Genomic DNA, 23729 nt, shown 5'->3' with positions numbered 1-23729 from the left:
GGATCACTCGGAAGCGCCACCCTTCACGTAGGACTCGTAGCCCTCTTCCTCCAGCTTGTCGGCGAGCTCGGCGCCGCCGGACTCGACGATGCGGCCGGCCGAGAAGACGTGGACGTGGTCGGGCTTGATGTAACGCAGGATGCGGGTGTAGTGGGTCACCAGCAGGGTGCCGACCTCGCCGGTCGAGCGGACCCGGTTGATGCCCTCGGAGACGACCCGCAGCGCGTCGACGTCCAGACCGGAGTCGGTCTCGTCGAGGATCGCGATCTTCGGCTTGAGGAGCTCCAGCTGGAGGATCTCGTGGCGCTTCTTCTCACCGCCGGAGAAGCCCTCGTTGACGTTGCGCTCGGCGAAGGCCGGGTCCATCTGGAGGGCCGCCATCGCCGCCTTGACCTCCTTGACCCAGAGCCGCAGCTTCGGGGCCTCGCCGCGGACGGCGGTGGCGGCGGTGCGCAGGAAGTTGGAGACCGAGACGCCGGGGACCTCGACCGGGTACTGCATGGCCAGGAAGACACCGGCCCGGGCCCGCTCGTCGACGGACATCTCCAGGACGTCCTCGCCGTCCAGCAGCACCGAGCCGCTGGTGACGGTGTACTTGGGGTGTCCCGCCAGCGAGTACGCCAGGGTCGACTTGCCGGAGCCGTTCGGACCCATGATCGCGTGGGTCTCGCCCTGCTTCACGGTCAGGTCGACGCCCTTCAGGATCTCCCGGGGGCCGGTCTCCGCCTCGACGGAGACGTGCAGGTCGCGGATTTCAAGGGTTGCCATATGTACTCAGGACTCCTGGTTGACGGAGACGAGCACATCGTCCCCTTCGATCTTTACGGGGTAGACAGCGACCGGCTTGGTGGCGGGCAGTCCGGAGGGCTTGCCGGTGCGCAGGTCGAAGCTGGAGCCGTGCAGCCAGCACTCGATCATGCAGTCCTCGACCTCGCCCTCGGACAGCGAGACGTTCGCGTGCGAGCAGGTGTCGTTGATCGCGAACACCCCCTCGTCGGTGCGGACGACGGAGACGGGCACGCCGTTGAGGTCGACGCGCCGGGGCACGTCCTCCTGGAGCTCGCTCAGCGCGCAGGCACGGAGAAAACTCATCGGCCTCAGACCGCCGCTTCCAGCTCGGCCTCGATCTTCTCCATGAGCTGCTCCTGGATCTCGGCGACGCCGATCTGCTGGACCAGTTCGGCGAAGAAGCCGCGCACCACCAGGCGGCGGGCCTCGTCGGCCGGGATGCCGCGGGCCCGCAGGTAGAACAGCTGCTCGTCGTCGAAGCGGCCGGTCGCGGAGGCGTGGCCGGCCCCGACGATCTCGCCGGTCTCGATCTCCAGGTTGGGGATCGAGTCGACCCGGGCACCGTCGGTGAGCACCAGGTTGCGGTTGAGCTCGTAGGTGTCGGTGCCCTCGGCGGCGGCGCGGATCAGCACGTCGCCGACCCAGACGGCGTGCGCGTCCTGGCCCTGCAGCGCGCCCTTGTAGACGACGTTGGAGCGGCAGTGCGGGGTGTCGTGGTCGATGACCAGACGGTGCTCCAGGTGCTGGCCGGCGTCGGCGAAGTACAGGCCGAACAGCTCGGCCTCGCCGCCGGGAGCGGAGTAGGAGACCCGCGGGTGGATGCGGACCACGTCGCCGCCGAAGGTGACCACGACGGACTTCAGCGAGGCGTCCCGGCCGACCAGGGCGGTCTGCTGGGCGGTGTGCACCGCGTCGCGGTCCCAGTCCTGGACGGAGACGAAGGTCAGCTTGGCGCCGTCGCCGAGCAGCAGCTCGACGTTGGCCGCGCGGGTGCCCGTCCCGGTGTGGTTGATCACCACGACGGCCTCGGCGAACGGCTTGACGTCGATCACCACGTGGGCGAAGCGGGTGCCGCCCTCGCCGTGCACGTCGATCTTCACCGGCTCGGTGAGCACCGTCTCCTTGGGCACGGTGACCACGAGCGCCTGCTCGAAGGCGCTAAACGCCTGGGCGGCGACCCGGTCGACCGGCTTGCCGGCCTTGCCCAGGCGGGCGTCGTCGCGGCCGACGGTCTCGGCGGTGACGCCGTCCGGCAGGCTCAGCTCGACCTTGTCCGCGCCCTTCTCCGCCTCGGCGGCGCTGCCGTCGTGCAGGCCCTTCAGGCGGTGCAGCGGGGTGAACCGCCAGTCCTCCTCGCGGCCGGTCGGCACCGGGAAGTCGCCGACCTCGAAGGAGGGCTTGACGGCGACGCGGGCGTCGATCGGCTGCTGGACGGTCGCGCGGCCGGTGCCGGGGCCGGCGAGCTGCGCGCCCGCCCCGGCGGTGCCGACCTCGATCGAACCGGCGGTGGTGGAACCGGCGGTGGTCCCAGCGACATTCAAAGGCGTGTCAGCCATGGCTGTCGTAGTGCTCTCTTCCTCAAAGTTGGTGGCTGGACTGCGTGCGGCTGTGCGTCAGCCGACGGAGCCCTCCATCTGCAGCTCGATCAGCCGGTTCAGCTCCAGCGCGTACTCCATCGGCAGCTCGCGCGCGATCGGCTCGACGAAGCCGCGGACGATCATGGCCATCGCCTCGAACTCGGTCATGCCCCGGCTCATCAGGTAGAAGAGCTGGTCCTCGCTGACCTTGGAGACGGTCGCCTCGTGGCCCATCGACACGTCGTCCTCGCGGACGTCCACGTACGGGTAGGTGTCCGAGCGGGAGATGGTGTCGACCAGCAGGGCGTCGCAGAGCACGTTGGACTTCGCGCCCTTGGAGCCCTCGCCGATCTCGATCAGACCGCGGTAGGAGGTGCGGCCGCCGCCTCGCGCCACCGACTTGGAGACGATGTTGGAGGAGGTGTTCGGCGCCATGTGGACCATCTTGGCGCCGGCGTCCTGGTGCTGGCCCTCACCGGCGAAGGCGATCGACAGGGTCTCGCCCTTGGCGTGCTCGCCCATCAGGTAGACGGCCGGGTACTTCATGGTGACCTTGGACCCGATGTTGCCGTCGATCCACTCCATGGTCGCGCCCTCGTACGCCACGGCGCGCTTGGTGACCAGGTTGTAGACGTTGTTCGACCAGTTCTGGATCGTCGTGTAGCGGCAGCGGCCGCCCTTCTTGACGATGATCTCCACGACCGCGGAGTGCAGCGAGTCCGAGGAGTAGATCGGCGCGGTGCAGCCCTCGACGTAGTGGACGTAGGCGTCCTCGTCGACGATGATCAGCGTCCGCTCGAACTGGCCCATGTTCTCGGTGTTGATCCGGAAGTAGGCCTGCAGCGGGATGTCGACGTGGACACCCTTCGGCACGTAGATGAAGGAGCCGCCCGACCACACCGCCGTGTTCAGCGCGGCGAACTTGTTGTCGCCGGCCGGGATGACGGTGCCGAAGTACTCCTCGAAGATCTCCGGGTGCTGCTTCAGCGCGGTGTCGGTGTCCAGGAAGATGACACCCTGCTCCTCCAGGTCCTCACGGATCTGGTGGTAGACCACCTCGGACTCGTACTGCGCGGCCACACCGGCCACCAGCCGCTGCTTCTCCGCCTCCGGGATGCCGAGCCGGTCGTACGTCGCCTTGATGTCGGCGGGCAGGTCCTCCCAGGACTCGGCCTGCTTCTCGGTCGAGCGCACGAAGTACTTGATGTTGTCGAAGTCGATGCCGGTGAGGTCCGAGCCCCAGGTGGGCATGGGCTTCTTGCCGAACAGCTTGAGGCCCTTGAGCCGCAGGTTCAGCATCCACTCGGACTCGCTCTTCTTCGCCGAGATGTCGCGGACGACGTCCTCGCTGAGCCCGCGCTTGGCGACGGAGCCGGCGGCATCCGGGTCGGCCCAGCCGTACTCGTAGGTGCCCAGGCCTTCGAGCTCCGGGTGCGAAACGGTGTCAGTCATGCGAGCTTCCTAACGCGCGGACGCTGAATCTTCGGTGGACGTACCGGCAGTCGGCACTGCACCGGAACCCGGACCCGCGCTGCGCAGGGAGGGCGACGATGCGGCACCGGGTGCCGGCACATAGGTGGTGCAGACCCCGTCGCCGTGGGCGATGGTGGCCAGCCGTTGCACATGGGTGCCCAGCAGTTGGGAGAAGACCTCGGTCTCCGCCTCGCAGAGCTGCGGGAACTGCTCGGCGATGTGCGCGACCGGGCAGTGGTGCTGGCAGAGCTGGGCGCCCGCCGGGGCTTTCGCCGCGGCCGACGGAACCCGCCGCACCGTGGCAGCGTACCCGTCGGCGCTGAGCGCCCGGGCGAGTGCCTCGGTCCGCTCACCGGCCTCGGCCTGGCGCAGGGCGTCCAGGTACTTCTCACCCTGCTTGCCGAACCGGGCGCGGGCAAAGGCGGCGACCGCCTCCTCGCCCGCCGCGCCGCCGCCCACCGCGTCGGAGATCCAGCGCAGCGCGTCGGCCGCGAGCTGGTCGTACGCCTGGTAGAAGGCGTCCCGACCGGACTCGGTGAGGGCGAAGACCTTGGCCGGGCGACCCCGGCCGCGGCTGCCGTAGACCCGCTGTTCACGGGCGTCGACCAGTCCTGCGGCGGCTAGGCCGTCCAGGTGACGGCGGACGGCGGCGGTCGTCAGACCGAGCCGGTTCGCCAGGTCGGCGGCGGAGGACGGACCGTGGTCGAGGATCGACCGGGCCACCCGGTCCCGGGTCGCGCGGTGACCGTCGAGCAGCACCTCGGTCGCGTTCGCGGGCACGGCGCAGCCGGGGGCCGACTCGGCCTCCTGCTGCGGGGAGTGCTCGCGCATGTTTTTCACAACACGATTGTTGCGTAATTACTTCCGCCGGGACAAGCCGTGATGCAGGCCTCACTCGTGTCATCTGTCACGCAGGTAAGCCTTACCTGACCTGCGAAAACGATCACCTGGCGCCGGTTCCGGCGGTCGTTCCGGCCCTCCTCGCCCCCCGGCGGCCCTCCGGACGGCCCGCCGACCAGGCCGTCGACCGCTGCACCCACCACCCCTTCGGCCGCCCGTCCGGTGCCGCGTCCGGCCCCGGCGCGGCCTCCCGCCCCGGGCCGCCGTGTTCGCGCCTCATACACTCGCCGGTATGCATTCCGAACCCGCGGTCCGGGTCACCGGGCTGGTCAAGCGCTACGGCACCAAGACGGCGGTGGACGGTCTCGACCTGACCCTCGCGCGCGGCGCCGTCACCGCCGTGCTCGGTCCCAACGGCGCCGGCAAGACCACCACCATCGAGATCTGCGAGGGCTACCGCCGCCCCGACGCCGGCACCGTCCGCGTCCTCGGCCTCGACCCGGTCGCCCAGGGCGCCGAGCTCCGCCCGCGGATCGGCGTGATGCTGCAGTCCGGCGGCGTGTACGCGGGAGCGCGCGCCGTCGAAATGCTCCGGCACACCGCCAAGCTGCACGCCCACCCGCTGGACGTGGACGCCCTGGTCGAACGCCTCGGCCTCGGCTCCTGCGGCCGGACCACCTACCGCCGGCTCTCCGGCGGCCAGCAGCAGCGGCTCGCCCTGGCGATGGCCGTGGTCGGCCGGCCCGAGCTGGTCTTCCTGGACGAGCCGACCGCCGGCCTCGACCCGCAGGCCCGCCGCGCCACCTGGGAGCTGGTCCGCGACCTGCGCCGGGACGGCGTCACCGTGGTCGTCACCACCCACCACATGGACGAGGCCGAGCAGCTCGCCGACCGGGTCGCCGTCGTCGACCGCGGCCGGGTGATCGCCGAGGGCACCCCGGACGAGCTCTGCCGCGGCGGCGCCGAGTCCTCGCTGCGCTTCGACGGCCCGCCCGGGCTCGACCTCGCCCCGCTGCTCAAGGAGCTGCCCGACGGCGCCACCGCCACCGAGGCCTGCCCCGGCAGCTACCGCATCGAGGCGCCCGTCGATCCGCAGCTGCTGGCCACCGTCACCGGTTGGTGCGCGGCCTCCGGCATCCTCCCCGAGCGGCTCGCCGTACAGCGCCGCAGCCTCGAAGACGTCTTCCTCGACCTGACCGGACGGGACCTCCGCTCGTGACGACCACCGACTACTCGCCCGCGCCCGGCGCCGCCCCGGTCGGCCGGATGCTGCTCGCGCAGACCGCCTTCGAGACGAAGATGCTGCTGCGCAACGGCGAACAGCTGCTGCTGACCGTCATCATCCCGACGGTGCTGCTCGTGCTCTTCTCCGCCGTCGACATCGTCGCCGTCGAGGGCCCCGGCAAGCGCGTCGACTTCCTGGCACCCGGCCTGCTGGCGCTGGCCGTGATGTCCACCGCGTTCACCGGGCAGGCCATCGCCACCGGCTTCGAACGCCGCTACGGCGTGCTGAAGCGGCTCGGCGCCAGCCCGCTGCCGCGCTGGGCGCTGCTCACCGCCAAGACCGGCTGCGTGCTGGTCACCGAGGCGCTCCAGGTCGCCCTGCTGAGCGTGATCGCGCTCGCCCTCGGCTGGTCCCCGCACGGCGACCCGTTCAGCGTCGTCGCCCTGCTCGTCCTCGGCACCGCGGCCTTCTCCGGCCTCGGGCTGCTGATGGCCGGCACCCTCAGGGCGGAGGCCACGCTGGCCGCCGCCAACCTGGTCTTCGTCCTGCTGCTGCTGGCCGGCGGCGTGATCGTGCCGCTGAGCAGGTTCCCGGCCGCCGTCCAGTCGGTGCTGGAGCTGCTCCCGATCGCCGCGCTGTCGGACGGCCTCCGCTCGGTCCTCCAGACCGGCGCCGGTGTGCCCTGGGCCGACCTCGGCATCCTGGGCGCCTGGGCGGTCGTGGCCCTGGCCGCCGCCGCCCGCTTCTTCCGCTGGGAGTGACCCTCGGGGCGCGCCCCGAGGGTCAGGGCCCGCCCGGCTCGTCCGGGTCCTTGGACCGGCGGTAGCGGGCGATCTGCCGCCGGGTGGTGGCCACCGCGACCGCGCCTGCTCGATCACGGTGTGCCACTCGCGGCGGATCTCGTCGTCGGGCGGACGCTCACCCCGGGCGATACCGACGAGCTCGTCACGCACCTCCCGGCCGAGCGCGGCCGAGCCGACGGTGACGAGCATGGCGCCGAAGAGTCCCGAGAGCGTCGCGAAGACGGCGCCCACGGCGCCGTACCGGGCGGCCGAGGAACTGAACAGGTGCGGTAGGTAGACCGTCGCACCCACCGAGTAGACCGCCGCCAGGACGCCCCCGACGACACCGAACGGGAGCAGGGCCCGCCAGGCGACCCGCCGCGCGGTGAGGATCCAGCCGCCCCAGACGAGGAAGGCCGCGGTCACCGGTGCCTCGGCCGCGGCCGCCCCCAGCTGCAGGCGCCCCCGGCCGAGGAAGCCGTAGACCAGACCGGTGGCCATCAGGTAGCCGGTGAGACCGGCCACCCACCACAGGTCGTTCAGCGTGTTGCGCACACTGAGCGGTCTGAGCTCCCAGGTCTGCTCGAACAGGCGCTGGACCGCCCGGGCGAAGCTCAGCACCGAGATCACGAGGAACACCGCTCCGAAGACACCGACGGTCGCGGCCGTGCCGGACGAGGGCGCGAACACCTGCCGGATGGCATCGGCGCCCTCCCCGGTGAGCTGGTAGCGGCCGATGATCCGCTCCGCCGTGTCCGCGTGCCCCGTGCGCGCCAGGACGCCGCCGGTGAGGATCGAGAGCGGGACGGTCGCCGCCAGCGCTCCGGCGGCCAGGGCCATCGAGCGGTCGAAGCCCACGAGCTTCTGGAAACGGCTGACGCAGCGCAGGGCGAAGGCCGGGCGAAGCCAGAACGTCAGCGTTCTGATGACGCGTTCGCGGCTGGTCCGGGCCGTCGCGCCCTCCTCGGATCTCCTCGGTCCCGTGCTGGCTGCGAGCGTAGCCCGCCCGGCCGTCGGCGGGAGCCCGCGACGCGGCCTTAGCGGCGGGTCCCGCTCTACGGGGCGAAGCCGGTCCCGCGTTCGGCGAAGATGCCCATCGCCTCCCCCAGGAACTCCACCATCCTGGGGTGGTAGGAATTGTGGAAGTCCCTCATGTCGTCGTTCTCCGCGTAGAAGAGCGCCATGCCGACGTAGGCCTTCCTGGTGGGGACGTAGAACCGGCAGGCGATGTCGAAGTGCCTGCCGACGAACTCCTGGATCTGCGGGTCCCCGGGCAGGGAGCCCTCCACAACGGCCGCGATCTCCTTGTACAGCGCGTCCCAGTCCTGGTGGACCCGGTCCCGGTCCACGTGCTCCCAGTGGTCGGTCTCGGCAAGGCTCTTCGCCTGCTCCCCGGCCAACGCCCGGCGACACTCGTCCTCGTACTGATTCCCCATGGCACCGATTCCCGTGATTCCTGTGCCCCGTCGGCGAATTCCCCGGGGCCCGACCGACCTGCCGACGTTGATCAACTGCTCGGTCCCGGCCGAACAGTGGCACACCCCCGCAGGGGCGGCAATCCGTTTTGTTCGGCCCGGCGCCGAGCGCCCGGCCCGGTTCGGCACCGCCCCCGCCCGCACCGGGTGATGCCGTCCGATACGTTCGACCGCATCCCGTGGCAGGACGGGCCCGGATCTACGCGCGAGGGAAGTCATGGCCGCCATCCACCGCACCACCATGAAGCCCACCAAACTGGAGCTGCTCACCGGCTGGCTGCCGAAGCAGAGCTGGTACGTGGGCACCGCAGGCACCCCGGAACTGACGACGGCCGGCGGGTTCCGGCTGGACGATCCGGCGGGCGAGGTCGGGATCGAGTTCATGGTCGTGGTGGACACCTCCGCGCCGGAACCGGTCGCGTACCTGGTGCCGCTGGCCTACCGGGGGACGGCGCTGGCGGATGCCCCCGCCGAGGCGCTGATCGGCACCTCCGAGCACGGGGTGCTCGGCACCCGGTGGATCTACGACGGCGCCCACGACCCGGTGGTGACGGCGCAGTCGCGCGCGCTCCTGCGCGGCGGGGCCGTCCCGCAGCACCAGAGCCTGAGCGACACCCCCGACCCCGGCGTCACCGTGCACGGCGCACCGGCCGCCGAGGCGTTCGACGTCCGGCTCAACCGCGTCCTGCGGCCCACGGAGGCCGCGGATGCCGCGAAGGGCCCTGCCGCGCGCCTGGTCGCCGGGTGGACCTGGCCGGACGGCACACCCGCCCGGGGCGTCTTCGCGACCGTCACCCCGGGCTAGCAGGCCACGCGGGACCCCGGCACAGAGCACGGTGGCCCCCGCTCGTCGTGCGAGCGGGGGCCACCGTGCGATCGGCCGCGGGCGTCAGCTCTCGCTGCCGCCGCTGCGGCGCTTGCGGGCCAGCAGGACGAGCGCGCCGCCGAGCAGGACGACGCCGCCACCGGCCGCGGCGATGATCGGGGTGGCGTCGCTGCTACCGGTCTGGGCGAGCACCGGCCCCGGGGTGGCGGTGCTCGGCGCCGGGGTGGGCGTCCGGGTCGGGGTGGGCGTCGCCGTGGGGGTCTTGGTGGGGGTCGGCGTCGGGCTCGACGTCGGGGTCCTGGTGGGCGTGGGGGTCAGGGTGGGCGTCGGCGTCGGGGTTGCCGTGGGCGTGGGGGTGGGGGTGGGGGTCGGGGTCTTGGTGGGCGTGGGGGTCGGGGTGGGCGTCGGGGTCTGGCAGACCTCGATCGTCTTGGTCTCCGTCTTGTTCCAGTCGGCGTTCTTCGGGTCCTCGGTGGTGGTGACCACGAAGGTCGCGCTGACCGGCTTGGCGTGGTCCTTCACCGGGAACGTCCCGTGGAACTCCTTGCCGAACGGCTTCTGGTCGAGCACCTTCTCGCCGTCGACGGTCAGGCTGACGACGTTCTTCACACCGCTCGCGTCGCTGTAGTTGGTCAGATCGATCACGATCTTGTCGCAGGTCACCTGCCACTTGGGCGCGTGCGCCGAGGCGCTGGTCGCCAGTGCCAAGGGCAGCAGGACGGCGGCTGCCGCCGTCCCCGCCAGTGCCGCGTTCCTGATGCCGATCTGCCGCCGCTGTCGCGCCATTTCGTTGTCCCCTCCGAACGGTCTTGCGCAGCAGGCTTGTTGAAAGGCTCGCGGTGGCCCGCCACGACTGTCCGGGGGACTCTACCGGCACACCCTCACCTCCCCACACCCCGCCGTACGACCGGATTTCGACTGTCCGTCCGGCCTCGGTTGTGCAAGGAGCAGCCCATCACGGCGGCGACCTCGTACGACACCCGTTCGGCGAACTTGAACGTATTCCGTCACAGTGGCGCAAACGCACTGCCCCCGGCGGTCGAATCCGACCACCGGGGGCAGCACTACGGTCGCCCGGCGGGCCGTCAGGCCTTCCTGGCCGCCCGGCGACGGGCGGCCACCACGATCGCGCCACCGGCGGCGATCACGACGGCGCCGGCGATCGTCAGCGGGACGACCGGGCCGGAGCCGGTGTGGGCGAGGCCGCCTCCGGTGGTCGCCTCCGCCGACGGGGCGGCCGAGGCGCTCGGCACCACCGCCACCGACGGGGAGGCGGAGGCCGCCGGGCTGCCCGTGGCGCCCGGGCCCGGTGTGCCGGTCGTCGGAGCGGACGGGCTGCCGGAGCCGCCCGGGGTCACCGAGGCGCCGGGCGTCGCCGGCGTGCTCGGGGTCACCGACGCGCTCGGCGTGGAGGACGGCGACGGCGAACCGCTCGGCACCACCGGCGGCACGGTCGGCACGGTGGTCGGCGGCACCTCGGTGTTCAGGCAGCCGGTGAACGGGTAGTGGTGCGTCTCCGCGCCGCCCTTGCCGGTCAGCGACTTGGCGATCACCGAGCCGTTGACCGGTCCGCCGCTGCCGAGGTCGAAGGCGGCGTTCGGCGCCAGCACGGTGCCGGCCCAGGCGGCCTGGCTGTTCTTGACCACCTTGGTGGCGGTCGGGAAGTTCCAGAGCAGCTTGGCCCGGACCGCCCCGCCCGACGCGCTCTGCAGCTTGTCGTCCAGGACGTAGGCCTTCTTGCCCTCGTCCCACAGGTGGAAGCCCGTGGTCCGGGCGGCGGCCATGTCGTAGCTGTCGCCGGTCACGGTGACGACGGTGACCGATCCGACCGGCACCTTCACGAAGACGTCGGTGGCGCCCTGGAGCGTCGCCGCGCTGACGGTGAAGCTGTTGAGCGTGGCGTCGGCGCTGCTCAGGTAGAGCTGCGCGCCCTTCGCCTCGACCTTGGCGCCGGCGGTCTGCGCCCCGGCCGCGAGGGCGGTGGCGGCCGAGCGGAGCTTGGCGAACTCGGCCTTGAAGTCGATCGGGGAGGCGCCCTGACTGATCTTGCCCTGGTGGGCGTCCACCACGGCGCCGGGGGCCTTCGAGCCGTAGACGCCGTTGCCCTTCATCACCTGGGTGTTGGGCCCGGTGATCTTGCCGGCGACGACCAGCGCGTTGCCGCCGGGAAGCGCCGCGACCTGGTCCGCGGTCAGTTCCTGGCCGATCGAGAAGCCGCCGGTGAAGTCCGCGTTGCCGCCGACCGCCACCGCGCCCTCGGCGTCCGGCGTGTGGGTGTCGTCGCCCTCGATGAACTCCCCGTAGAGATTGGCGACGCCGAGGCTCTGGCACTGCCGGCCGGGCTCGGCCGCGTGCGCGGCCGGGGCGATCAGACCAGCCAGGGCGAGGGATCCGCCGAGTGCGAGCGCTGCGGCGGGTGTGGGTATGCGCATGTGCAGGATCTCCGCTTACGTGCGGGGGTGGGAGCGGTCCCGGAAAAAGGTATGGACCAAGCCGCACTCTTTCGGCCACCGAGTGATTGGTCAAGACCAATGTCCGCCTTGCCCGAACAGTCCCGTTCGGGCCGAACGGCCCGCCCCGGGACCCACCGGACGGCCCCCGGGGCGACGGCCCGGACGGCACCCGCCCGGCGCGACCCCGCCCCGCCCCAAGATCGGCTGTAAGGCCGCCTACGATTGACCCCGTGCCTACCCCCTTCTCCCTGCTCGCCGACCGCTGGCAGCCGTCCGCCGCCATGGTCCGGCGCGCCGCGTTCGCCGCGCTGGTGATGAGCGTGGTGATCGTCGTGACCGGCGGAGCCGTCCGGCTCACCGCCTCCGGCCTCGGCTGCACCACCTGGCCCCGCTGCACCGGCGAGAGCATCACGCCGACGCCCGAAATGGGCCTCCACGGCATCATCGAGTTCACCAACCGGATGTTGACCTACGTGCTGAGCGCCGCGGTCGGCTGGGCGATCCTCGCCGCCCGCTGCCACCGGCCCTGGCGGCGCGGTCTGAGCAGGCTCGGCTGGGCCCAGTTCTGGCTGGTGATGAGCAACGCCGTGATCGGCGGCATCACCGTGCTGACCGGCCTCAACCCCTACACGGTCGCCGTCCACCTGATCTCCGCGATGGCCCTGGTCTGGGTCGCGCTGCTGATGTGGGAGCGCTCGCGCGAGGGCGACGGCCCGCCGCGGCCGGCCGTGGCCGGTCCGATCGTCCGGCTCTCCTACGTCCTGGTCACCGTGATCGGCCTGCTGGTGGCGGCCGGGACGCTGGTGACCGGTGCCGGGCACCACCCCGGGACGCCCAAGGACAACAAGCTGGTGCCGCGGATCCCCCTCGACTACGACCGCCTCGCCCAGGTGCACGCCGACCTGGCGTTCGTCTCGGTCGGCCTGGCGGTCGCGGTGCTCTTCGTGTTCGCCGCCGTGAAGGCCCCGCCGGCCGCCCGCGCGCGGGCCCGCGAGCTGCTCGCGGTGCTGCTGCTGCAGGGCGTGCTCGGCTTCGTCCAGTACTTCACGGACGTCCCGGAGCTGCTGGTCGGCATCCACATGCTGGGCGCCACGCTCACCTGGATCGCCGTCCTGCGCATCCCGCTGGCGCTGCGCGTGCGCGAGGGCGCCGCGCCCACCGCGCCGCTGCCCGCGCAGGCGCCGCGGACCGCCGCGGTCTGAGCGTGCGAGAGGGGCCCCGGGGAAACCCGGGGCCCCTCTCGCGTACTCGGCGCGGCCTCAGCCGCCGATCTGGATACCGGCCATCCGCTTCCACTCGTACGGGCCGGTCCTGACCTTCAGGCCCAGCTCGCCCTCGAAGCTGTCGTGCAGGGTGACCCCGGCCAGCTCGGCGGCCCGGCGGCCGACGGCGTAGCTCGGGGCGACCTGGTCGCCCCAGGCGCCGTCCGCGCCGACCACGACGATCCGGGTGGCGACGGTGCCCACGTACTCGACGACGCCGTCGGCGCTGCCGCCGTGCTGCTTGGCGAAGGCGGTCAGGTGCTTGGCGATGCGCTTGGCGCGGCGCTCGACGCGGGCGTCCGGCGCGGCGGGGGTGGCGGTCTCTGCGCTGCTCATGCCCGCATGCTACCGATCGGTAGCGGAGCTGGCGACGGGACCGGGCTGTGCACCGGACCACATACTGGAGCGGTGACCTTCCAAGGCTGGCCGGCCGAGGCCCTAGAGTTCTACGAGCACCTGGAGACCGACAACTCCAGGACCTTCTGGCAGTCCCACAAGGACCGGTACGAGCACGCCGTGCGGGAGCCGATGGAGCGACTGCTCGCCGAGCTGGAGCCCGGGTTCGGGCCGGGCAAGATCTTCCGCCCCAACCGGGACGTCCGGTTCAGCGCCGACAAGTCCCCGTACAAGACGCACATCGGCGCCCACCTGGAGAGCGGCGGCTACATCCAGCTCTCCGCCGACGGCCTGGCCTGCGGCAACGGGCTGTACCGGCTCGCCCCGGACCAGCTGGCGCGCTACCGGGCCGCCGTCGCCGAGGAGGTCGGCGGCGCCGAGCTGGAGCGGGTGATCGCCCGGGTCCGCGCGGCCGGGCCGGAGGTGGTCGGCCGGGACAGCCTCAGGTCCGCGCCGCGCGGCTACCCCCGGGACCACCCGCGGATCGAGCTGCTCCGCCACAAGGGGCTGGTCGCCTGGCAGGAGTGGCCGCCGGCGGCGTGGCTCGGCACCCGGGCCGCCCACGACCGGATCACCGGCTTCCTGCGGGCCTCCCAGCCGCTGCGGGACTGGCTGGACGACCGGGTGGGACCCTCCGAACTGCCCCCGCGCTGAGACGCGGAAGGGGCCCCGGTCCGAAGACCGGGGCCCCTTCTCCACGTCGGCGGCTACTTCACGAACGGATCCACCGCGATCACCACGAACAGCAGCGTCAGGTAGGTGATCGACCAGTGGAAGAGGCGCATCTCCTTGAGCTGCGCACCGACCACCCCGGCCTTGGCCCGGGCGTACAGTCCGTGCGCCTCCTTCAGCCAGGCCGCGCCCAGCACGACCGCCGAGACGGGGTACAGCCAGCTGGTCTCCGCCAGCGGCCAGAGCGCCAACGAGACGGCGACCATCACCCAGGAGTAGAGGACGATCTGCTTGGCGACCGCCAGGTTGCCCTTGACCACCGGGAGCATCGGCACGCCGGCCCGCTCGTAGTCCTCGCGCACCTTCATCGACAGCGGCCAGTAGTGCGGCGGCGTCCAGAAGAAGATGACCAGGAAGAGCACCAGCGCCGACCAGGACACCGAGCCGGTGACCGCCGCCCAGCCGACGAAGACCGGCATGCAGCCGGCGATCCCGCCCCAGACGATGTTCTGCGCGGTGCGCCGCTTCAGCCCCAGCGTGTAGACGAACACGTAGAACAGCAGGGCCGACAGCGCCAGCAGCGAGGAGAGCGCGTTGACCAGGAAGCCGAGCCAGAGCGTGGAACCGACCGCCAGCGCGATGCCGAAGACCAGCGCCTCGCGCGGTGACACCATCCCGGTGACGAGCGGCCGCCGCTCGGTGCGCGACATCACCGCGTCGATGTCGCGGTCGATGTACATGTTGAGGGCGTTGGCGCCACCGGCCGACAGGTAGCCGCCGATGACCACCTCGAGGACCAGCAGCGGATCCGGGACACCGCGCTGCGCCAGGAACATCACCGGGACGGTGGTGATCAGCAGCAGTTCGATGATCCGAGGCTTGGTCAGTGCGACGAATGCGCCGACACGGGCCCCGAACGGCCGGTGCGCAGGCGTCGCCCCGGTGACCCCGGCGGGACGGGATTCGACGGCGGTCACTAACACCCCAACTGAAGATGAATCTTCGCAGGCGTCCACCGGAACGATGTTCCCGAATCGTCCGCTCTGCGCGTACCACGCCACCTTAGACGCTCCATATCTCCCCACCGGCTCCGGGGTCCCCCGGGCGGGGCGGAACGCACACCCCTGGGTGAACCCCTGGGCGAACACACGAAGCCGACCTGCTGCGATACCTGTCCCCCGTCCCGGCCCCCGAACGGGCAGAGGCCGTGAAACCGGGAGAGGCTGGGACAAAAGAACCCTTCGAACCCTCGTGGGAATCGCCATACGGAAATGCCCGTTGTCTCAGCACGGAGGGTGATCCCCGACCCGGACGGTAGGCTCGCACCGAGAAGCGGGATCTACCCTCCGTGACCGGCACCACCCAGCGTCCGGCCCCATCGACGTGGCCGACCCGGTCCCCTTCACGGGGTCACTCTTCACAACGGAAGGAGCCCTGAGACAGGGTGAGCACGACGCCGACGAATGCATTCGAGTGGTCCGAGCTGGACGAGCGGACGGTCGACACCGCCCGCGTCCTGGCCATGGACGCGGTCCAGAAGGTCGGCAACGGACACCCCGGGACGGCCATGTCGCTGGCCCCGGCGGCGTACCTGATCTTCCAGCGCTTCCTGCGCCACGACCCGACCGACCCGGCCTGGGTGGGCCGCGACCGTTTCGTCCTCTCTCCCGGGCACACCAGCCTGACCCTCTACACGCAGCTCTACTTCTCGGGCTACGGCCTGGAGCTGGACGACCTCAAGGCGTTCCGGGTCGCGGGCAGCCGCACCCCGGGCCACCCCGAGCACGGTCACACCGCGGGTGTCGAGACCACCACCGGCCCGCTCGGCCAGGGCATCGGCAACGCCGTGGGCATGGCGATGGCCGCCCGCTTCGAGCGCGGTCTGTTCGACCCGGACGCCCCCGCCGGCGAGTCGCCGTTCGACCACACCATCTGGGCCATCGTCTCCGACGGCGACCTGGAGGAGGGCATCTCCGCCGAGGCCTCCTCGCTGGCCGGCCACCAGAAGCTGGGCAACCTGGTCGCGCTCTACGACGACAACCACATCTCGATCGAGGGCGACACCGAGACCGCCTTCTCCGAGGACGTGCTCAAGCGCTACGAGGCGTACGGCTGGCACGTGCAGCGGGTCGCCCCGAAGTCCAACGGCGACATCGACGTGGCCCTCGTGGCCGAGGCGCTGGCCGCGGCCAAGGCCGAGACCTCCCGCCCGTCGATCATCGCGATGCGCACCATCATCGCCTGGCCGGCCCCGGACGCGCAGAACACCGCCAAGGCGCACGGTTCCGCGCTCGGCGCCGCCGAGATCGCCGCCACCAAGAAGGTCCTGGGCTTCGACCCGGAGAAGACCTTCGAGGTCAGCGACAAGGTCATCGAGCACGCCCGCCAGGTGATCAAGCGCGGCAAGGCCGCCCGCGACGAGTGGCAGCGCTCCCTCGACGCCTGGCGCGCCGCCCACCCGCACCGCGCCGCCGAGTTCGACCGCATCCAGGCCGGCGAGCTCCCCGACGGCTGGAAGAAGGCCGTCCCGGTCTTCGCGGCCGGCAAGGACGTCGCCACCCGCAAGGCCTCCGGCGAGACCCTCAAGGCGCTCGGCGCGGTGATCCCGGAGCTGTGGGGCGGCTCGGCCGACCTCGCGGAGTCCAACCTCACCACCATCGACGAGGACAGCTCCTTCCTCCCCGAGGGCAACCCGCTGAAGTCGGCCAGCCCCTACGGCCGGACGATCCACTTCGGCATCCGCGAGCACGCCATGGGCTCGACCATGAACGGCATCGCGCTGCACGGCGGGACCCGGGTCTTCGGCGGCACCTTCCTGGTCTTCGCCGACTACATGCGCCCGGCCGTCCGCCTGGCCGCGCTGATGAAGCTGCCGGTCACCTACGTCTGGACGCACGACTCGATCGGCCTCGGCGAGGACGGCCCGACCCACCAGCCCGTCGAGCACCTCGCCTCGCTGCGCGCCATCCCGGGCCTGTCGATGGTCCGCCCGGCCGACGCCAACGAGACGGCCGTCGCCTGGCGCACCATCGTCGAGCGGCACAGCAGCCACCCGGGCCCGGTCGGCCTGGCGCTCACCCGCCAGAACGTCCCGACCTTCGACCGCGAGGTCTTCGGCTCCGCCGAGGGCACCGCGAAGGGCGGCTACGTCCTGGCCGAGGCGTCGACCGGCGACCCGCAGCTGATCCTGCTCGCCACCGGCTCCGAGGTCCAGCTGGCCGTCAGGGCCCGCGAGGTCCTGGAGGCCGAGGGCGTCGCGACCCGCGTGGTCTCGCTGCCGTCCTTCGAGTGGTTCCAGGAGCAGGACCAGGCCTACCGCGACAGCGTGCTGCCGCCGTCGGTCCGGGCCCGCGTCTCGGTCGAGGCCGGCATCGCCCAGGGCTGGCGCGAGCTGGTCGGCGACCACGGCCGGATCGTCTCGCTGGAGCACTTCGGCGCCTCCGCCGACTACCAGGTGCTCTTCGAGGAGTTCGGTCTGACCGCCGAGCGGGTCGTCGCGGAGGCGCACAACGCCCTGCGCTCGCTCGAAGCCGTCAACCGCTAGTACCGCCTGGGCCGCGTGCCCGCCCGCACAGCGGGTACGCGGCCCGTCTGACGACCCCACAGACAGATGAAGACAGAAGAAGGACTGAGCACCATGACTGACGCACTGAAGCGCCTCAGCGACGAAGGCGTGGCGATCTGGCTGGACGACCTCAGCCGGAAGCGACTGAACACCGGCAACCTCGCCGAGCTGGTACAGAACAAGCACGTGGTGGGCGTCACCACCAACCCCACCATCTTCCAGAAGGCCATCGGCGGCGGGGACTCCTCCTACGACGGCCAGCTGCGCGACCTCGCCGTCCGCAAGGTCACCACCGACGAAGCCGTCCGCATGATCACCACCTCGGACGTCCGGGACGCCGCCGACGTGCTGCGCCCGGTCTACGACGCCTCCAACGGCCGCGACGGCCGGGTCTCCATCGAGGTCGACCCGCGGCTGGCCCACGAGACGGCCGCGACCGTCGCCGAGGCCAAGCAGCTCTGGTGGCTGGTCGACCGCCCGAACGTCTTCATCAAGATCCCCGCCACCAAGGCCGGCCTGCCCGCGATCGCCGAGGTCATCGGCAAGGGCATCAGCGTCAACGTCACGCTGATCTTCTCGCTGGAGCGCTACCGCGCGGTGATCGACGCCTTCCTGACCGGTCTGGAGGCCGCCAAGGCCAAGGGCCTGGACCTCTCGCAGATCGAGTCGGTCGCCTCCTTCTTCGTCTCCCGCGTGGACACCGAGATCGACAAGCGCCTCGACGAGGTCGGCGGCGACGCCAAGCAGCTGCGCTCCAAGGCCGCCCTGGCCAACGCCCGCCTGGCCTACCAGGCGTACGAGGAGGTCTTCGGCAGCGTCGACGGCAAGACCGCCGGCAGCGACCGCTGGAAGGCCCTGGAGGCCGCCGGCGCCAAGCCGCAGCGCCCGCTCTGGGCCTCCACCGGCGTCAAGGACCCGGCCCTGCCGGACACCCTCTACGTCACCGAGCTGGTCGCCCCCGGCACCGTCAACACGATGCCCGAGGCCACCCTGGAGGCCACCGGCGACCACGGCGTGATCACCGGCGGCACCATCGTCGCCAACTACGCCGACGCCACCGAGGTGATGGCCGCCATCGCCGCCGCCGGCGTGGACTACGACGACGTGGTCCAGGTCCTGGAGGACGAGGGCGTCCAGAAGTTCGAGCAGTCCTGGAACGAGCTGCTCGACACCGTCACCGCCTCGCTCGCCTCGTTCGCCGACGAGAAGTGACCCCTGCTCACAGCCAGCGCACGAAAGCGGAGCACATCCAGTGAGCACTGATTTCCCTGAGTTGACGTCGGACTCGGACCCGAGCGACGCTCCCGCCGCTCCCGTCAACCCGCTTCGTGACCCCACCGACCGGCGGCTCCCGCGCATCGCGGGGCCGTCCGGCCTGGTCATCTTCGGGGTCACCGGCGACCTGTCCCGCAAGAAGCTCATGCCGGCCATCTACGACCTGGCCAACCGCGGCCTGCTGCCGCCGGGCTTCTCGCTCGTCGGCTTCGCCCGCCGCGAGTGGAAGGACGAGGACTTCGCCAAGGAGGTCCACGACGCGGTCAAGGAGCACGCCCGGACCCCGTTCCGCGAGGAGGTCTGGCAGCAGCTCGCCAAGGGCATGCGCTTCGTCCACGGCACCTTCGACGACGACGACGCCTTCGACAAGCTCCGGGCGACCATCGAGGAGCTCGACAAGGCCCAGGGCACCGGCGGCAACTTCGCGTTCTACCTCTCGGTACCGCCGAAGTTCTTCCCGACCGTCGTCCAGCAGCTGAAGAAGCACGGCCTGGCCGACCCGCCCCAGGGCTCCTGGCGGCGCGCCGTCATCGAGAAGCCCTTCGGCCACGACCTGGAGAGCGCCCAGGAGCTGAACCGGATCGTCCACGAGGTCTTCCCCCGTGACGAGGTCTTCCGGATCGACCACTACCTGGGCAAGGAGACCGTCCAGAACATCCTGGCGCTGCGCTTCGCGAACCAGATGTTCGAGCCGATCTGGAACCGGTCGTACGTCGACCACGTGCAGATCACCATGGCCGAGGACATCGGCATCGGCGGCCGGGCCGGCTACTACGACGGCATCGGCTCGGCCCGCGACGTCATCCAGAACCACCTGCTCCAGCTGATGGCGCTCACCGCCATCGAGGAGCCGGCCTCGTTCCACCCCAAGGCGCTGGTGGCCGAGAAGCTCAAGGTACTCAGCGCCGTCAAGCTCCCGGCCGACCTGGGCAAGCACACCGTGCGCGGCCAGTACGCGGCCGGCTGGCAGGGCGGCGAGGAGGTGCTCGGCTACCTCGACGAGGACGGCATCAACCCGGACTCCAAGACCGACACCTACGCGGCCATCAAGCTGGAGATCAACAACCGGCGCTGGGCCGGGGTGCCGTTCTACCTGCGCACCGGCAAGCGGCTCGGCCGCCGGGTCACCGAGATCGCGGTGGTCTTCCAGCGCGCCCCGTACCTGCCGTTCGACTCCTACGCGACCGAGGAGCTGGGGCAGAACGCCCTGGTCATCCGGGTCCAGCCGGACGAGGGCGTGACGGTGCGGTTCGGCTCCAAGGTGCCGGGGACCTCCTTCGAGGTCCGGGACGTCACGATGGACTTCGCCTACGGCGAGTCCTTCACCGAGTCCAGCCCGGAGGCCTACGAGCGGCTCATCCTCGACGTGCTGCTCGGCGACGCCAACCTGTTCCCGCGCCACCAGGAGGTCGAACTCTCCTGGCAGATCCTCGACCCGATCGAGAAGTACTGGGACGACCACGGCAAGCCCGCCCAGTACCCGGCAGGGACCTGGGGTCCGGTCGAGGCCGACGAGATGCTCGCACGAGACGGCAGGAGCTGGCGCCGGCCATGAAGATCGACCTCACGGACACCACGTCCAGCAAGATCAACGCAGCCCTGATGGAGGCGCGCCGGGCCAGCGGCTCCACCGCCGCCGGCATGGTGCTCACCCTGGTGATCGTGACCGACGAGGGCAGCGCCTACGACGCCCTCAAGGCCGCCAACGACGCCTCCCGCGAGCACCCCTCGCGCACCCTGGCGGTCATCAAGCGCGCCGGGCGCTCGCCCCGGGCGCGCGCGGAGACCCGCCTGGACGCCGAGATCCTGGTCGGCACCGCCGCCGGCTCCGGCGAGACGGTCGTCCTGCGCATGCACGGCGAACTCGCCGCCCACGCCCAGTCGGTCGTCCTGCCGCTGCTCCTGCCGGACGCCCCGGTGGTGGTCTGGTGGCCCGAGAATGCGCCGCTGCACCCGGCACAGGACCCGCTGGGCTCGATCGCCCAGCGCAGGATCACCGACGCCGTCACCGCCGAGTCGCCGGTGGGTCAGCTCGCCCAGCGGGCCCAGAGCTACACCCCGGGCGACACCGACCTGGCCTGGACCAGGATCACCGGCTGGCGCTCGATGCTGGCCGCCGCACTGGACCAGCGACCCTCCGAGGTCACCTCCGCGGTGGTCGAGGGCGAGTCGTACAACCCCAGCGTCGAGCTGCTCGGCCTCTGGCTGCACAACCGGCTGCACGTGCCGGTCGAGCGGGTCGTCACCGGCGGCCCGGGCATCACCGCGGTGCACCTGCGCACCAAGGACGGGGACATCACCCTGGACCGCCCGGACGGCCTGATGGGCACCCTGTCGATGCCCGGCTCGCCGGACCGCCAGGTGGCGCTCAAGCGTCGCGAGACGTCCGAGCTGATCGCGGAGGAGCTGCGCCGGCTCGACCCGGACGACATCTACGCGACGGCCGTCCGCACGCCGGTCGAGCGGCTGAGCCAGCCGGACACCGCCGAGACCGAGGCGGCCGAGGAGGCCACCCGGGCGGTGGTCTCCGAGGCCGCGGTGGCCAACCCGACCCGGGTGACCGCCAAGGTCCAGGACGCGTCGGAGCCGGCCGGGGAGGCCGCCCCGGCGAAGAAGGCCCCGGCCAAGCGCACCGGCAAGAAGGCGTCCTCGTGACGGCGGCGACCCCGCAGCTGGTCGTCCACCGGGACAAGGAACTGATGGCCCAGGCGGCCGCGGCCCGGCTGATCACCCGGATCGTGGACGCCCAGGCCGCCCGCGGCACCGCCTCGGTGGTGCTCACGGGCGGGCGCAACGGCAACGCGCTGCTCGCCGCCATCGCCGCCTCCCCCGCCCGGGACGCGGTCGACTGGGCCCGGCTGGACCTCTGGTGGGGCGACGAGCGCTTCGTCGCCGCCGACAACGCCGAGCGCAACGCCGTCCAGGCCCGGGCGGAACTGCTCGACGCCGTCCCGCTCGACCCGGCTCGGGTGCACGAGATGCCCGCCTCGGACGGCGTCGACGGCTCGGACGTCGAGGCCGCCGCGGCCCGGTACGCGGAGGAGCTGGCCAAGGCCGCCGGTCCGGGTGACCGCCTCGGCGTGCCCGCCTTCGACGTGCTGCTGCTCGGCGTCGGCCCGGACACCCATGTCGCCTCGCTCTTCCCCGAGCACCCGGGCGTCCGGGAGACCGGGCTGACGGTGGTCGGCGTGCGCGGTGCGCCCAAGCCCCCGCCGACCCGGATCTCGCTCACCCTCCCGGCCATCCGGGCGGCCCGCGAGGTCTGGCTGCTGGCGGCCGGCGAGGACAAGGCCGGCGCCGTGGCACTGGCCCTGTCCGGCCCGGGCGAGCTCCAGGCGCCCGCCTCGGGCGCCCACGGACGGAGCCGGACCCTGTGGCTGCTGGACCGCGCGGCGGCGGCTCAGCTCCCGCCGCAGCTGTACCCGCCGGCCTCGGCCTGACCGCGTTCGGCCCGACGGCATGACGAAGGGCGCCACCGTTCTCCACGGTGGCGCCCTTCGGCGTCGGTCAGGTGCTCAGATCTCACCGCGCAGCTTGGCCAGCGCCTCGGCGAGGATCGCCTCGCCGTCGGCGTCGGTGCGCCGCTCACGGACGTAGGCGAGGTGGGTCTTGTAGGGCTCGTTGCGCGAGGGGGCCGGCGGGTTGTGCTCGTCCTGACCGGCCGGAAACCCGCACCGCGGGCAGTCCCAGGTGTCCGGGATGACCGCCTCCGCGGCGAAGCTGGGACGGGTCTCGTGCTTGTTGGCACACCAGAAGGAGATCCGGTTGCGGGGGGCGGATTCGCCGCGCTCCGCCTCGCCCATCGGGCCGGCTCCGACCCTGCTGCCACGGATGGCGTTGCCACTTGCCACGGTCTGACTCCCTGCGTGCTGGTGCGCCGACCCGCCGCGGTGCGCGTCGGTGGCTAAAGTCGTCCTAGTGTAAGCAGGAGTTAAGGATGCACCGTCACCGACTCCGCCCCGGACCGTTCCAGCATAGGCCGCGGGGCGACAGGGCGTCAGAGATACGTCAGCTCTTGTACTTGAGCACCAGGCCGAGCACGATGATGCACGCGAACCAGGCGAAACCCACGATGACCGTGATGCGGTCCAGGTTGCGCTCGGCCACGGCCGAGCCGCCGCCGGTGGACATCGCGCCGCCACCGAACATGTCGGACAGGCCGCCGCCCTTCCCCTTGTGCAGCAGCACCAGGAGGACCATCAGCAGGCTGAAGATGATCAGGGCAATCGAGAACCCGAGAACCACGGCGGGACCAACTCTCTCGTATCTTCGGCGAAGGGGCCGGGCCGCACGATGCGGTCCGGCCCCAAAGCCTACGTTGCTGCGGCGGCGTTAGCCTACTGCCTGGTCACGGTACCGCACGATCTTGACGAACTCGTCGGCGTCCAGGGAGGCACCGCCGATCAGGCCGCCGTCGACGTCCGGCTTGGCCATCAGGCCGGCCGCGCTGGAGGACTTGACCGAGCCGCCGTAGAGCACCCGGACCTTCTCGGCCAGCGGGGCGTCGTACAGCTCGGCGATCCGCTTGCGGATGGCCGAGCAGACCTCCTGGGCGTCCTCGGGGGTCGCCACCTCGCCGGTGCCGATCGCCCAGACCGGCTCGTAGGCGACCACGACGGACTCGGCCTGGTCGGCCGGGACGTCCTGCAGGGCGCCGTCGAGCTGGGCCAGGGTGTACTCGACGTGGGTGCCGGCCTTGCGGATCTCCAGCGGCTCGCCGATGCAGAGGATCGGGGTGACCCCGCTGCGGTAGGCGGCCTTGACCTTGGCGTTGACGATCTCCTCGTTCTCGCCGTGGTACTGGCGGCGCTCCGAGTGGCCGATCACCGCGTAGGTGCACTTCAGCTTCGACAGCATCGGGCCGGAGATCTCGCCGGTGTAGGCACCGGAGTCGTGCTGCGAGATGTCCTGCGAGCCGTACTTGATCTTCAGCTTGTCGCCGTCGACCAGGGTCTGCACCGAGCGCAGGTCGGTGAACGGCACCAGAACGGCGACCTCGACCGACTCGTAGTCCTTGTCGGCCAGCGCGAACGCCAGCTTCTGGGTGTGCTGGATGGCCTCAAGGTGGTTGAGGTTCATCTTCCAGTTGCCCGCCATCAGCGGGAGACGCTCAGTCATT

23 protein-coding genes and 1 pseudogene are annotated in these 23729 nt (G+C 71.5%); 10 read left to right on the top strand and 14 right to left on the bottom strand.

Annotated features, from left to right (window positions below; genetic code table 11):
- Nucleotides 1–3: 3 nt before the first annotated feature.
- From sufC to ABZ495_RS05305, 5 genes are read right to left on the bottom strand one after another with little or no spacing between them, the layout of a single operon-like run.
- Nucleotides 4–768, bottom strand: a complete 765-nt coding sequence (gene sufC / locus ABZ495_RS05325; protein WP_359804421.1) for a Fe-S cluster assembly ATPase SufC — start codon at nucleotides 766–768, stop codon at nucleotides 4–6.
- Between the two features lie 6 nt (nucleotides 769–774).
- The gene (locus ABZ495_RS05320) at nucleotides 775–1092 is read right to left on the bottom strand and encodes a bifunctional 3-phenylpropionate/cinnamic acid dioxygenase ferredoxin subunit (protein ID WP_352288157.1); all 318 of its coding nucleotides are present in this window, start codon (nucleotides 1090–1092) and stop codon (nucleotides 775–777) included.
- 5 nt (nucleotides 1093–1097) lie between these two features.
- A complete protein-coding gene (gene sufD, locus ABZ495_RS05315) occupies nucleotides 1098–2345 on the bottom strand; it encodes a Fe-S cluster assembly protein SufD (protein WP_329490028.1) in 1248 nt (415 codons plus the stop codon).
- A gap of 57 nt (nucleotides 2346–2402) precedes the next feature.
- Nucleotides 2403–3818 (bottom strand): Fe-S cluster assembly protein SufB, encoded by a 1416-nt coding sequence (gene sufB, locus ABZ495_RS05310; RefSeq protein ID WP_329490027.1) that lies wholly within the window; start codon nucleotides 3816–3818, stop codon nucleotides 2403–2405.
- Between the two features lie 9 nt (nucleotides 3819–3827).
- The gene (locus ABZ495_RS05305) at nucleotides 3828–4670 is read right to left on the bottom strand and encodes an HTH domain-containing protein (RefSeq protein WP_329490026.1); all 843 of its coding nucleotides are present in this window, start codon (nucleotides 4668–4670) and stop codon (nucleotides 3828–3830) included.
- Nucleotides 4671–4971: 301 nt separating this feature from the next.
- On the opposite strand from ABZ495_RS05305, the gene ABZ495_RS05300 reads away from it, so the two are divergent.
- The gene (locus ABZ495_RS05300; RefSeq protein ID WP_359804422.1) at nucleotides 4972–5898 is read left to right on the top strand and encodes an ABC transporter ATP-binding protein; all 927 of its coding nucleotides are present in this window, start codon (nucleotides 4972–4974) and stop codon (nucleotides 5896–5898) included.
- A gap of 47 nt (nucleotides 5899–5945) precedes the next feature.
- Complete coding sequence (locus ABZ495_RS05295) at nucleotides 5946–6665, top strand: ABC transporter permease (RefSeq protein ID WP_329492288.1); 720 nt, start codon at nucleotides 5946–5948, stop codon at nucleotides 6663–6665.
- 255 nt (nucleotides 6666–6920) lie between these two features.
- Here the strand turns inward: ABZ495_RS05295 and ABZ495_RS05290 are convergent.
- Together ABZ495_RS05290 and ABZ495_RS05285 are read right to left on the bottom strand one after the other, a co-directional pair.
- Nucleotides 6921–7526 (bottom strand): annotated as a pseudogene (locus tag ABZ495_RS05290) (YhjD/YihY/BrkB family envelope integrity protein); the annotation flags it as partial.
- A gap of 215 nt (nucleotides 7527–7741) precedes the next feature.
- Nucleotides 7742–8122, bottom strand: coding sequence for a TipAS antibiotic-recognition domain-containing protein (locus tag ABZ495_RS05285; protein ID WP_359834501.1), 381 nt, complete (start codon nucleotides 8120–8122; stop codon nucleotides 7742–7744).
- A 256-nt stretch (nucleotides 8123–8378) separates the two neighbouring features.
- Here ABZ495_RS05285 and ABZ495_RS05280 point away from each other — a divergent pair, with 256 nt between their 5' ends.
- Nucleotides 8379–8966, top strand: coding sequence for a 1,4-alpha-glucan branching protein (locus tag ABZ495_RS05280; protein ID WP_359804424.1), 588 nt, complete (start codon nucleotides 8379–8381; stop codon nucleotides 8964–8966).
- Nucleotides 8967–9050: 84 nt separating this feature from the next.
- Here the strand turns inward: ABZ495_RS05280 and ABZ495_RS05275 are convergent, their stop codons facing one another.
- Nucleotides 9051–9773, bottom strand: a complete 723-nt coding sequence (locus ABZ495_RS05275; RefSeq protein WP_359804425.1) for an LAETG motif-containing sortase-dependent surface protein — start codon at nucleotides 9771–9773, stop codon at nucleotides 9051–9053.
- A gap of 299 nt (nucleotides 9774–10072) precedes the next feature.
- Nucleotides 10073–11419, bottom strand: coding sequence for a choice-of-anchor A family protein (locus tag ABZ495_RS05270; protein WP_359834499.1), 1347 nt, complete (start codon nucleotides 11417–11419; stop codon nucleotides 10073–10075).
- A gap of 302 nt (nucleotides 11420–11721) precedes the next feature.
- Between ABZ495_RS05270 and ABZ495_RS05265 the strand changes: the two genes are divergently transcribed.
- Nucleotides 11722–12642 carry a COX15/CtaA family protein gene (locus ABZ495_RS05265; protein WP_329492287.1) on the top strand — a complete coding sequence of 307 codons (921 nt, stop codon included), beginning with the start codon at nucleotides 11722–11724 and terminating at the stop codon, nucleotides 12640–12642.
- Nucleotides 12643–12699: 57 nt separating this feature from the next.
- Here the strand turns inward: ABZ495_RS05265 and ABZ495_RS05260 are convergent, their stop codons facing one another.
- Complete coding sequence (locus ABZ495_RS05260; protein WP_329490019.1) at nucleotides 12700–13038, bottom strand: hypothetical protein; 339 nt, start codon at nucleotides 13036–13038, stop codon at nucleotides 12700–12702.
- A 72-nt stretch (nucleotides 13039–13110) separates the two neighbouring features.
- Here ABZ495_RS05260 and ABZ495_RS05255 point away from each other — a divergent pair, with 72 nt between their 5' ends.
- Nucleotides 13111–13752 carry a DUF2461 domain-containing protein gene (locus ABZ495_RS05255; RefSeq protein WP_329490018.1) on the top strand — a complete coding sequence of 214 codons (642 nt, stop codon included), beginning with the start codon at nucleotides 13111–13113 and terminating at the stop codon, nucleotides 13750–13752.
- A 53-nt stretch (nucleotides 13753–13805) separates the two neighbouring features.
- Here the strand turns inward: ABZ495_RS05255 and ABZ495_RS05250 are convergent, their stop codons facing one another.
- A complete protein-coding gene (locus ABZ495_RS05250; RefSeq protein ID WP_359834497.1) occupies nucleotides 13806–14747 on the bottom strand; it encodes a heme o synthase in 942 nt (313 codons plus the stop codon).
- A gap of 467 nt (nucleotides 14748–15214) precedes the next feature.
- Here ABZ495_RS05250 and tkt point away from each other — a divergent pair, with 467 nt between their 5' ends.
- The 5 genes from tkt to pgl all read left to right on the top strand — a co-directional run bounded on the left by tkt (nucleotide 15215) and on the right by pgl (nucleotide 22050).
- Nucleotides 15215–17314 carry a transketolase gene (gene tkt, locus ABZ495_RS05245; RefSeq protein WP_329490016.1) on the top strand — a complete coding sequence of 700 codons (2100 nt, stop codon included), beginning with the start codon at nucleotides 15215–15217 and terminating at the stop codon, nucleotides 17312–17314.
- A 93-nt stretch (nucleotides 17315–17407) separates the two neighbouring features.
- Nucleotides 17408–18547, top strand: a complete 1140-nt coding sequence (gene tal, locus ABZ495_RS05240) for a transaldolase (RefSeq protein WP_329490015.1) — start codon at nucleotides 17408–17410, stop codon at nucleotides 18545–18547.
- A 61-nt stretch (nucleotides 18548–18608) separates the two neighbouring features.
- A complete protein-coding gene (zwf, locus tag ABZ495_RS05235) occupies nucleotides 18609–20165 on the top strand; it encodes a glucose-6-phosphate dehydrogenase (protein ID WP_329492285.1) in 1557 nt (518 codons plus the stop codon).
- Nucleotides 20162–21265 carry a glucose-6-phosphate dehydrogenase assembly protein OpcA gene (opcA, locus tag ABZ495_RS05230; protein WP_359804429.1) on the top strand — a complete coding sequence of 368 codons (1104 nt, stop codon included), beginning with the start codon at nucleotides 20162–20164 and terminating at the stop codon, nucleotides 21263–21265. The genes zwf and opcA overlap by 4 nt, the downstream gene beginning before the upstream one ends.
- Nucleotides 21262–22050, top strand: coding sequence for a 6-phosphogluconolactonase (gene pgl / locus ABZ495_RS05225; protein ID WP_329490013.1), 789 nt, complete (start codon nucleotides 21262–21264; stop codon nucleotides 22048–22050). The genes opcA and pgl overlap by 4 nt, the downstream gene beginning before the upstream one ends.
- Before the next feature lie 75 nt (nucleotides 22051–22125).
- Here the strand turns inward: pgl and ABZ495_RS05220 are convergent, their stop codons facing one another.
- The 3 genes from ABZ495_RS05220 to tpiA all read right to left on the bottom strand — a co-directional run bounded on the left by ABZ495_RS05220 (nucleotide 22126) and on the right by tpiA (nucleotide 23728).
- Nucleotides 22126–22461 (bottom strand): RNA polymerase-binding protein RbpA, encoded by a 336-nt coding sequence (locus ABZ495_RS05220; RefSeq protein ID WP_035841977.1) that lies wholly within the window; start codon nucleotides 22459–22461, stop codon nucleotides 22126–22128.
- 157 nt (nucleotides 22462–22618) lie between these two features.
- Nucleotides 22619–22855: a preprotein translocase subunit SecG gene (gene secG / locus ABZ495_RS05215; RefSeq protein ID WP_359804430.1), complete on the bottom strand. Its 237-nt coding sequence runs from the start codon at nucleotides 22853–22855 to the stop codon at nucleotides 22619–22621.
- 87 nt (nucleotides 22856–22942) lie between these two features.
- A complete protein-coding gene (gene tpiA / locus ABZ495_RS05210; protein ID WP_329490011.1) occupies nucleotides 22943–23728 on the bottom strand; it encodes a triose-phosphate isomerase in 786 nt (261 codons plus the stop codon).
- Between the last annotated feature and the right edge of the window lies 1 nt (nucleotide 23729).

It is taken from the genome of Kitasatospora sp. NPDC005748, from assembly GCF_040630735.1.
In the GTDB taxonomy this organism is placed as follows: Bacteria; Actinomycetota; Actinomycetes; order Streptomycetales; family Streptomycetaceae; genus Kitasatospora.
Note: the sequence above shows the minus strand (reverse complement) of the source record. Positions and strands in the feature narration are given on the sequence as shown.

Excerpts from the sequence above, each read along its gene's own strand:
- sufC (WP_359804421.1), bottom strand. The coding sequence starts at position 768 with ATGGCAACCCTTGAAATCCGCGACCTGCACGTCTCCGTCGAGGCGGAG.
- ABZ495_RS05320 (WP_352288157.1), bottom strand. The coding sequence starts at position 1,092 with ATGAGTTTTCTCCGTGCCTGCGCGCTGAGCGAGCTCCAGGAGGACGTG.
- sufD (WP_329490028.1), bottom strand. The coding sequence starts at position 2,345 with ATGGCTGACACGCCTTTGAATGTCGCTGGGACCACCGCCGGTTCCACC.
- sufB (WP_329490027.1), bottom strand. The coding sequence starts at position 3,818 with ATGACTGACACCGTTTCGCACCCGGAGCTCGAAGGCCTGGGCACCTAC.
- ABZ495_RS05305 (WP_329490026.1), bottom strand. The coding sequence starts at position 4,670 with ATGCGCGAGCACTCCCCGCAGCAGGAGGCCGAGTCGGCCCCCGGCTGC.
- ABZ495_RS05300 (WP_359804422.1), top strand. The coding sequence starts at position 4,972 with ATGCATTCCGAACCCGCGGTCCGGGTCACCGGGCTGGTCAAGCGCTAC.
- ABZ495_RS05295 (WP_329492288.1), top strand. The coding sequence starts at position 5,946 with ATGCTGCTCGCGCAGACCGCCTTCGAGACGAAGATGCTGCTGCGCAAC.
- ABZ495_RS05285 (WP_359834501.1), bottom strand. The coding sequence starts at position 8,122 with ATGGGGAATCAGTACGAGGACGAGTGTCGCCGGGCGTTGGCCGGGGAG.
- ABZ495_RS05280 (WP_359804424.1), top strand. The coding sequence starts at position 8,379 with ATGGCCGCCATCCACCGCACCACCATGAAGCCCACCAAACTGGAGCTG.
- ABZ495_RS05275 (WP_359804425.1), bottom strand. The coding sequence starts at position 9,773 with ATGGCGCGACAGCGGCGGCAGATCGGCATCAGGAACGCGGCACTGGCG.
- ABZ495_RS05270 (WP_359834499.1), bottom strand. The coding sequence starts at position 11,419 with ATGCGCATACCCACACCCGCCGCAGCGCTCGCACTCGGCGGATCCCTC.
- ABZ495_RS05265 (WP_329492287.1), top strand. The coding sequence starts at position 11,722 with ATGGTCCGGCGCGCCGCGTTCGCCGCGCTGGTGATGAGCGTGGTGATC.
- ABZ495_RS05260 (WP_329490019.1), bottom strand. The coding sequence starts at position 13,038 with ATGAGCAGCGCAGAGACCGCCACCCCCGCCGCGCCGGACGCCCGCGTC.
- tal (WP_329490015.1), top strand. The coding sequence starts at position 17,408 with ATGACTGACGCACTGAAGCGCCTCAGCGACGAAGGCGTGGCGATCTGG.
- opcA (WP_359804429.1), top strand. The coding sequence starts at position 20,162 with ATGAAGATCGACCTCACGGACACCACGTCCAGCAAGATCAACGCAGCC.
- tpiA (WP_329490011.1), bottom strand. The coding sequence starts at position 23,728 with ATGACTGAGCGTCTCCCGCTGATGGCGGGCAACTGGAAGATGAACCTC.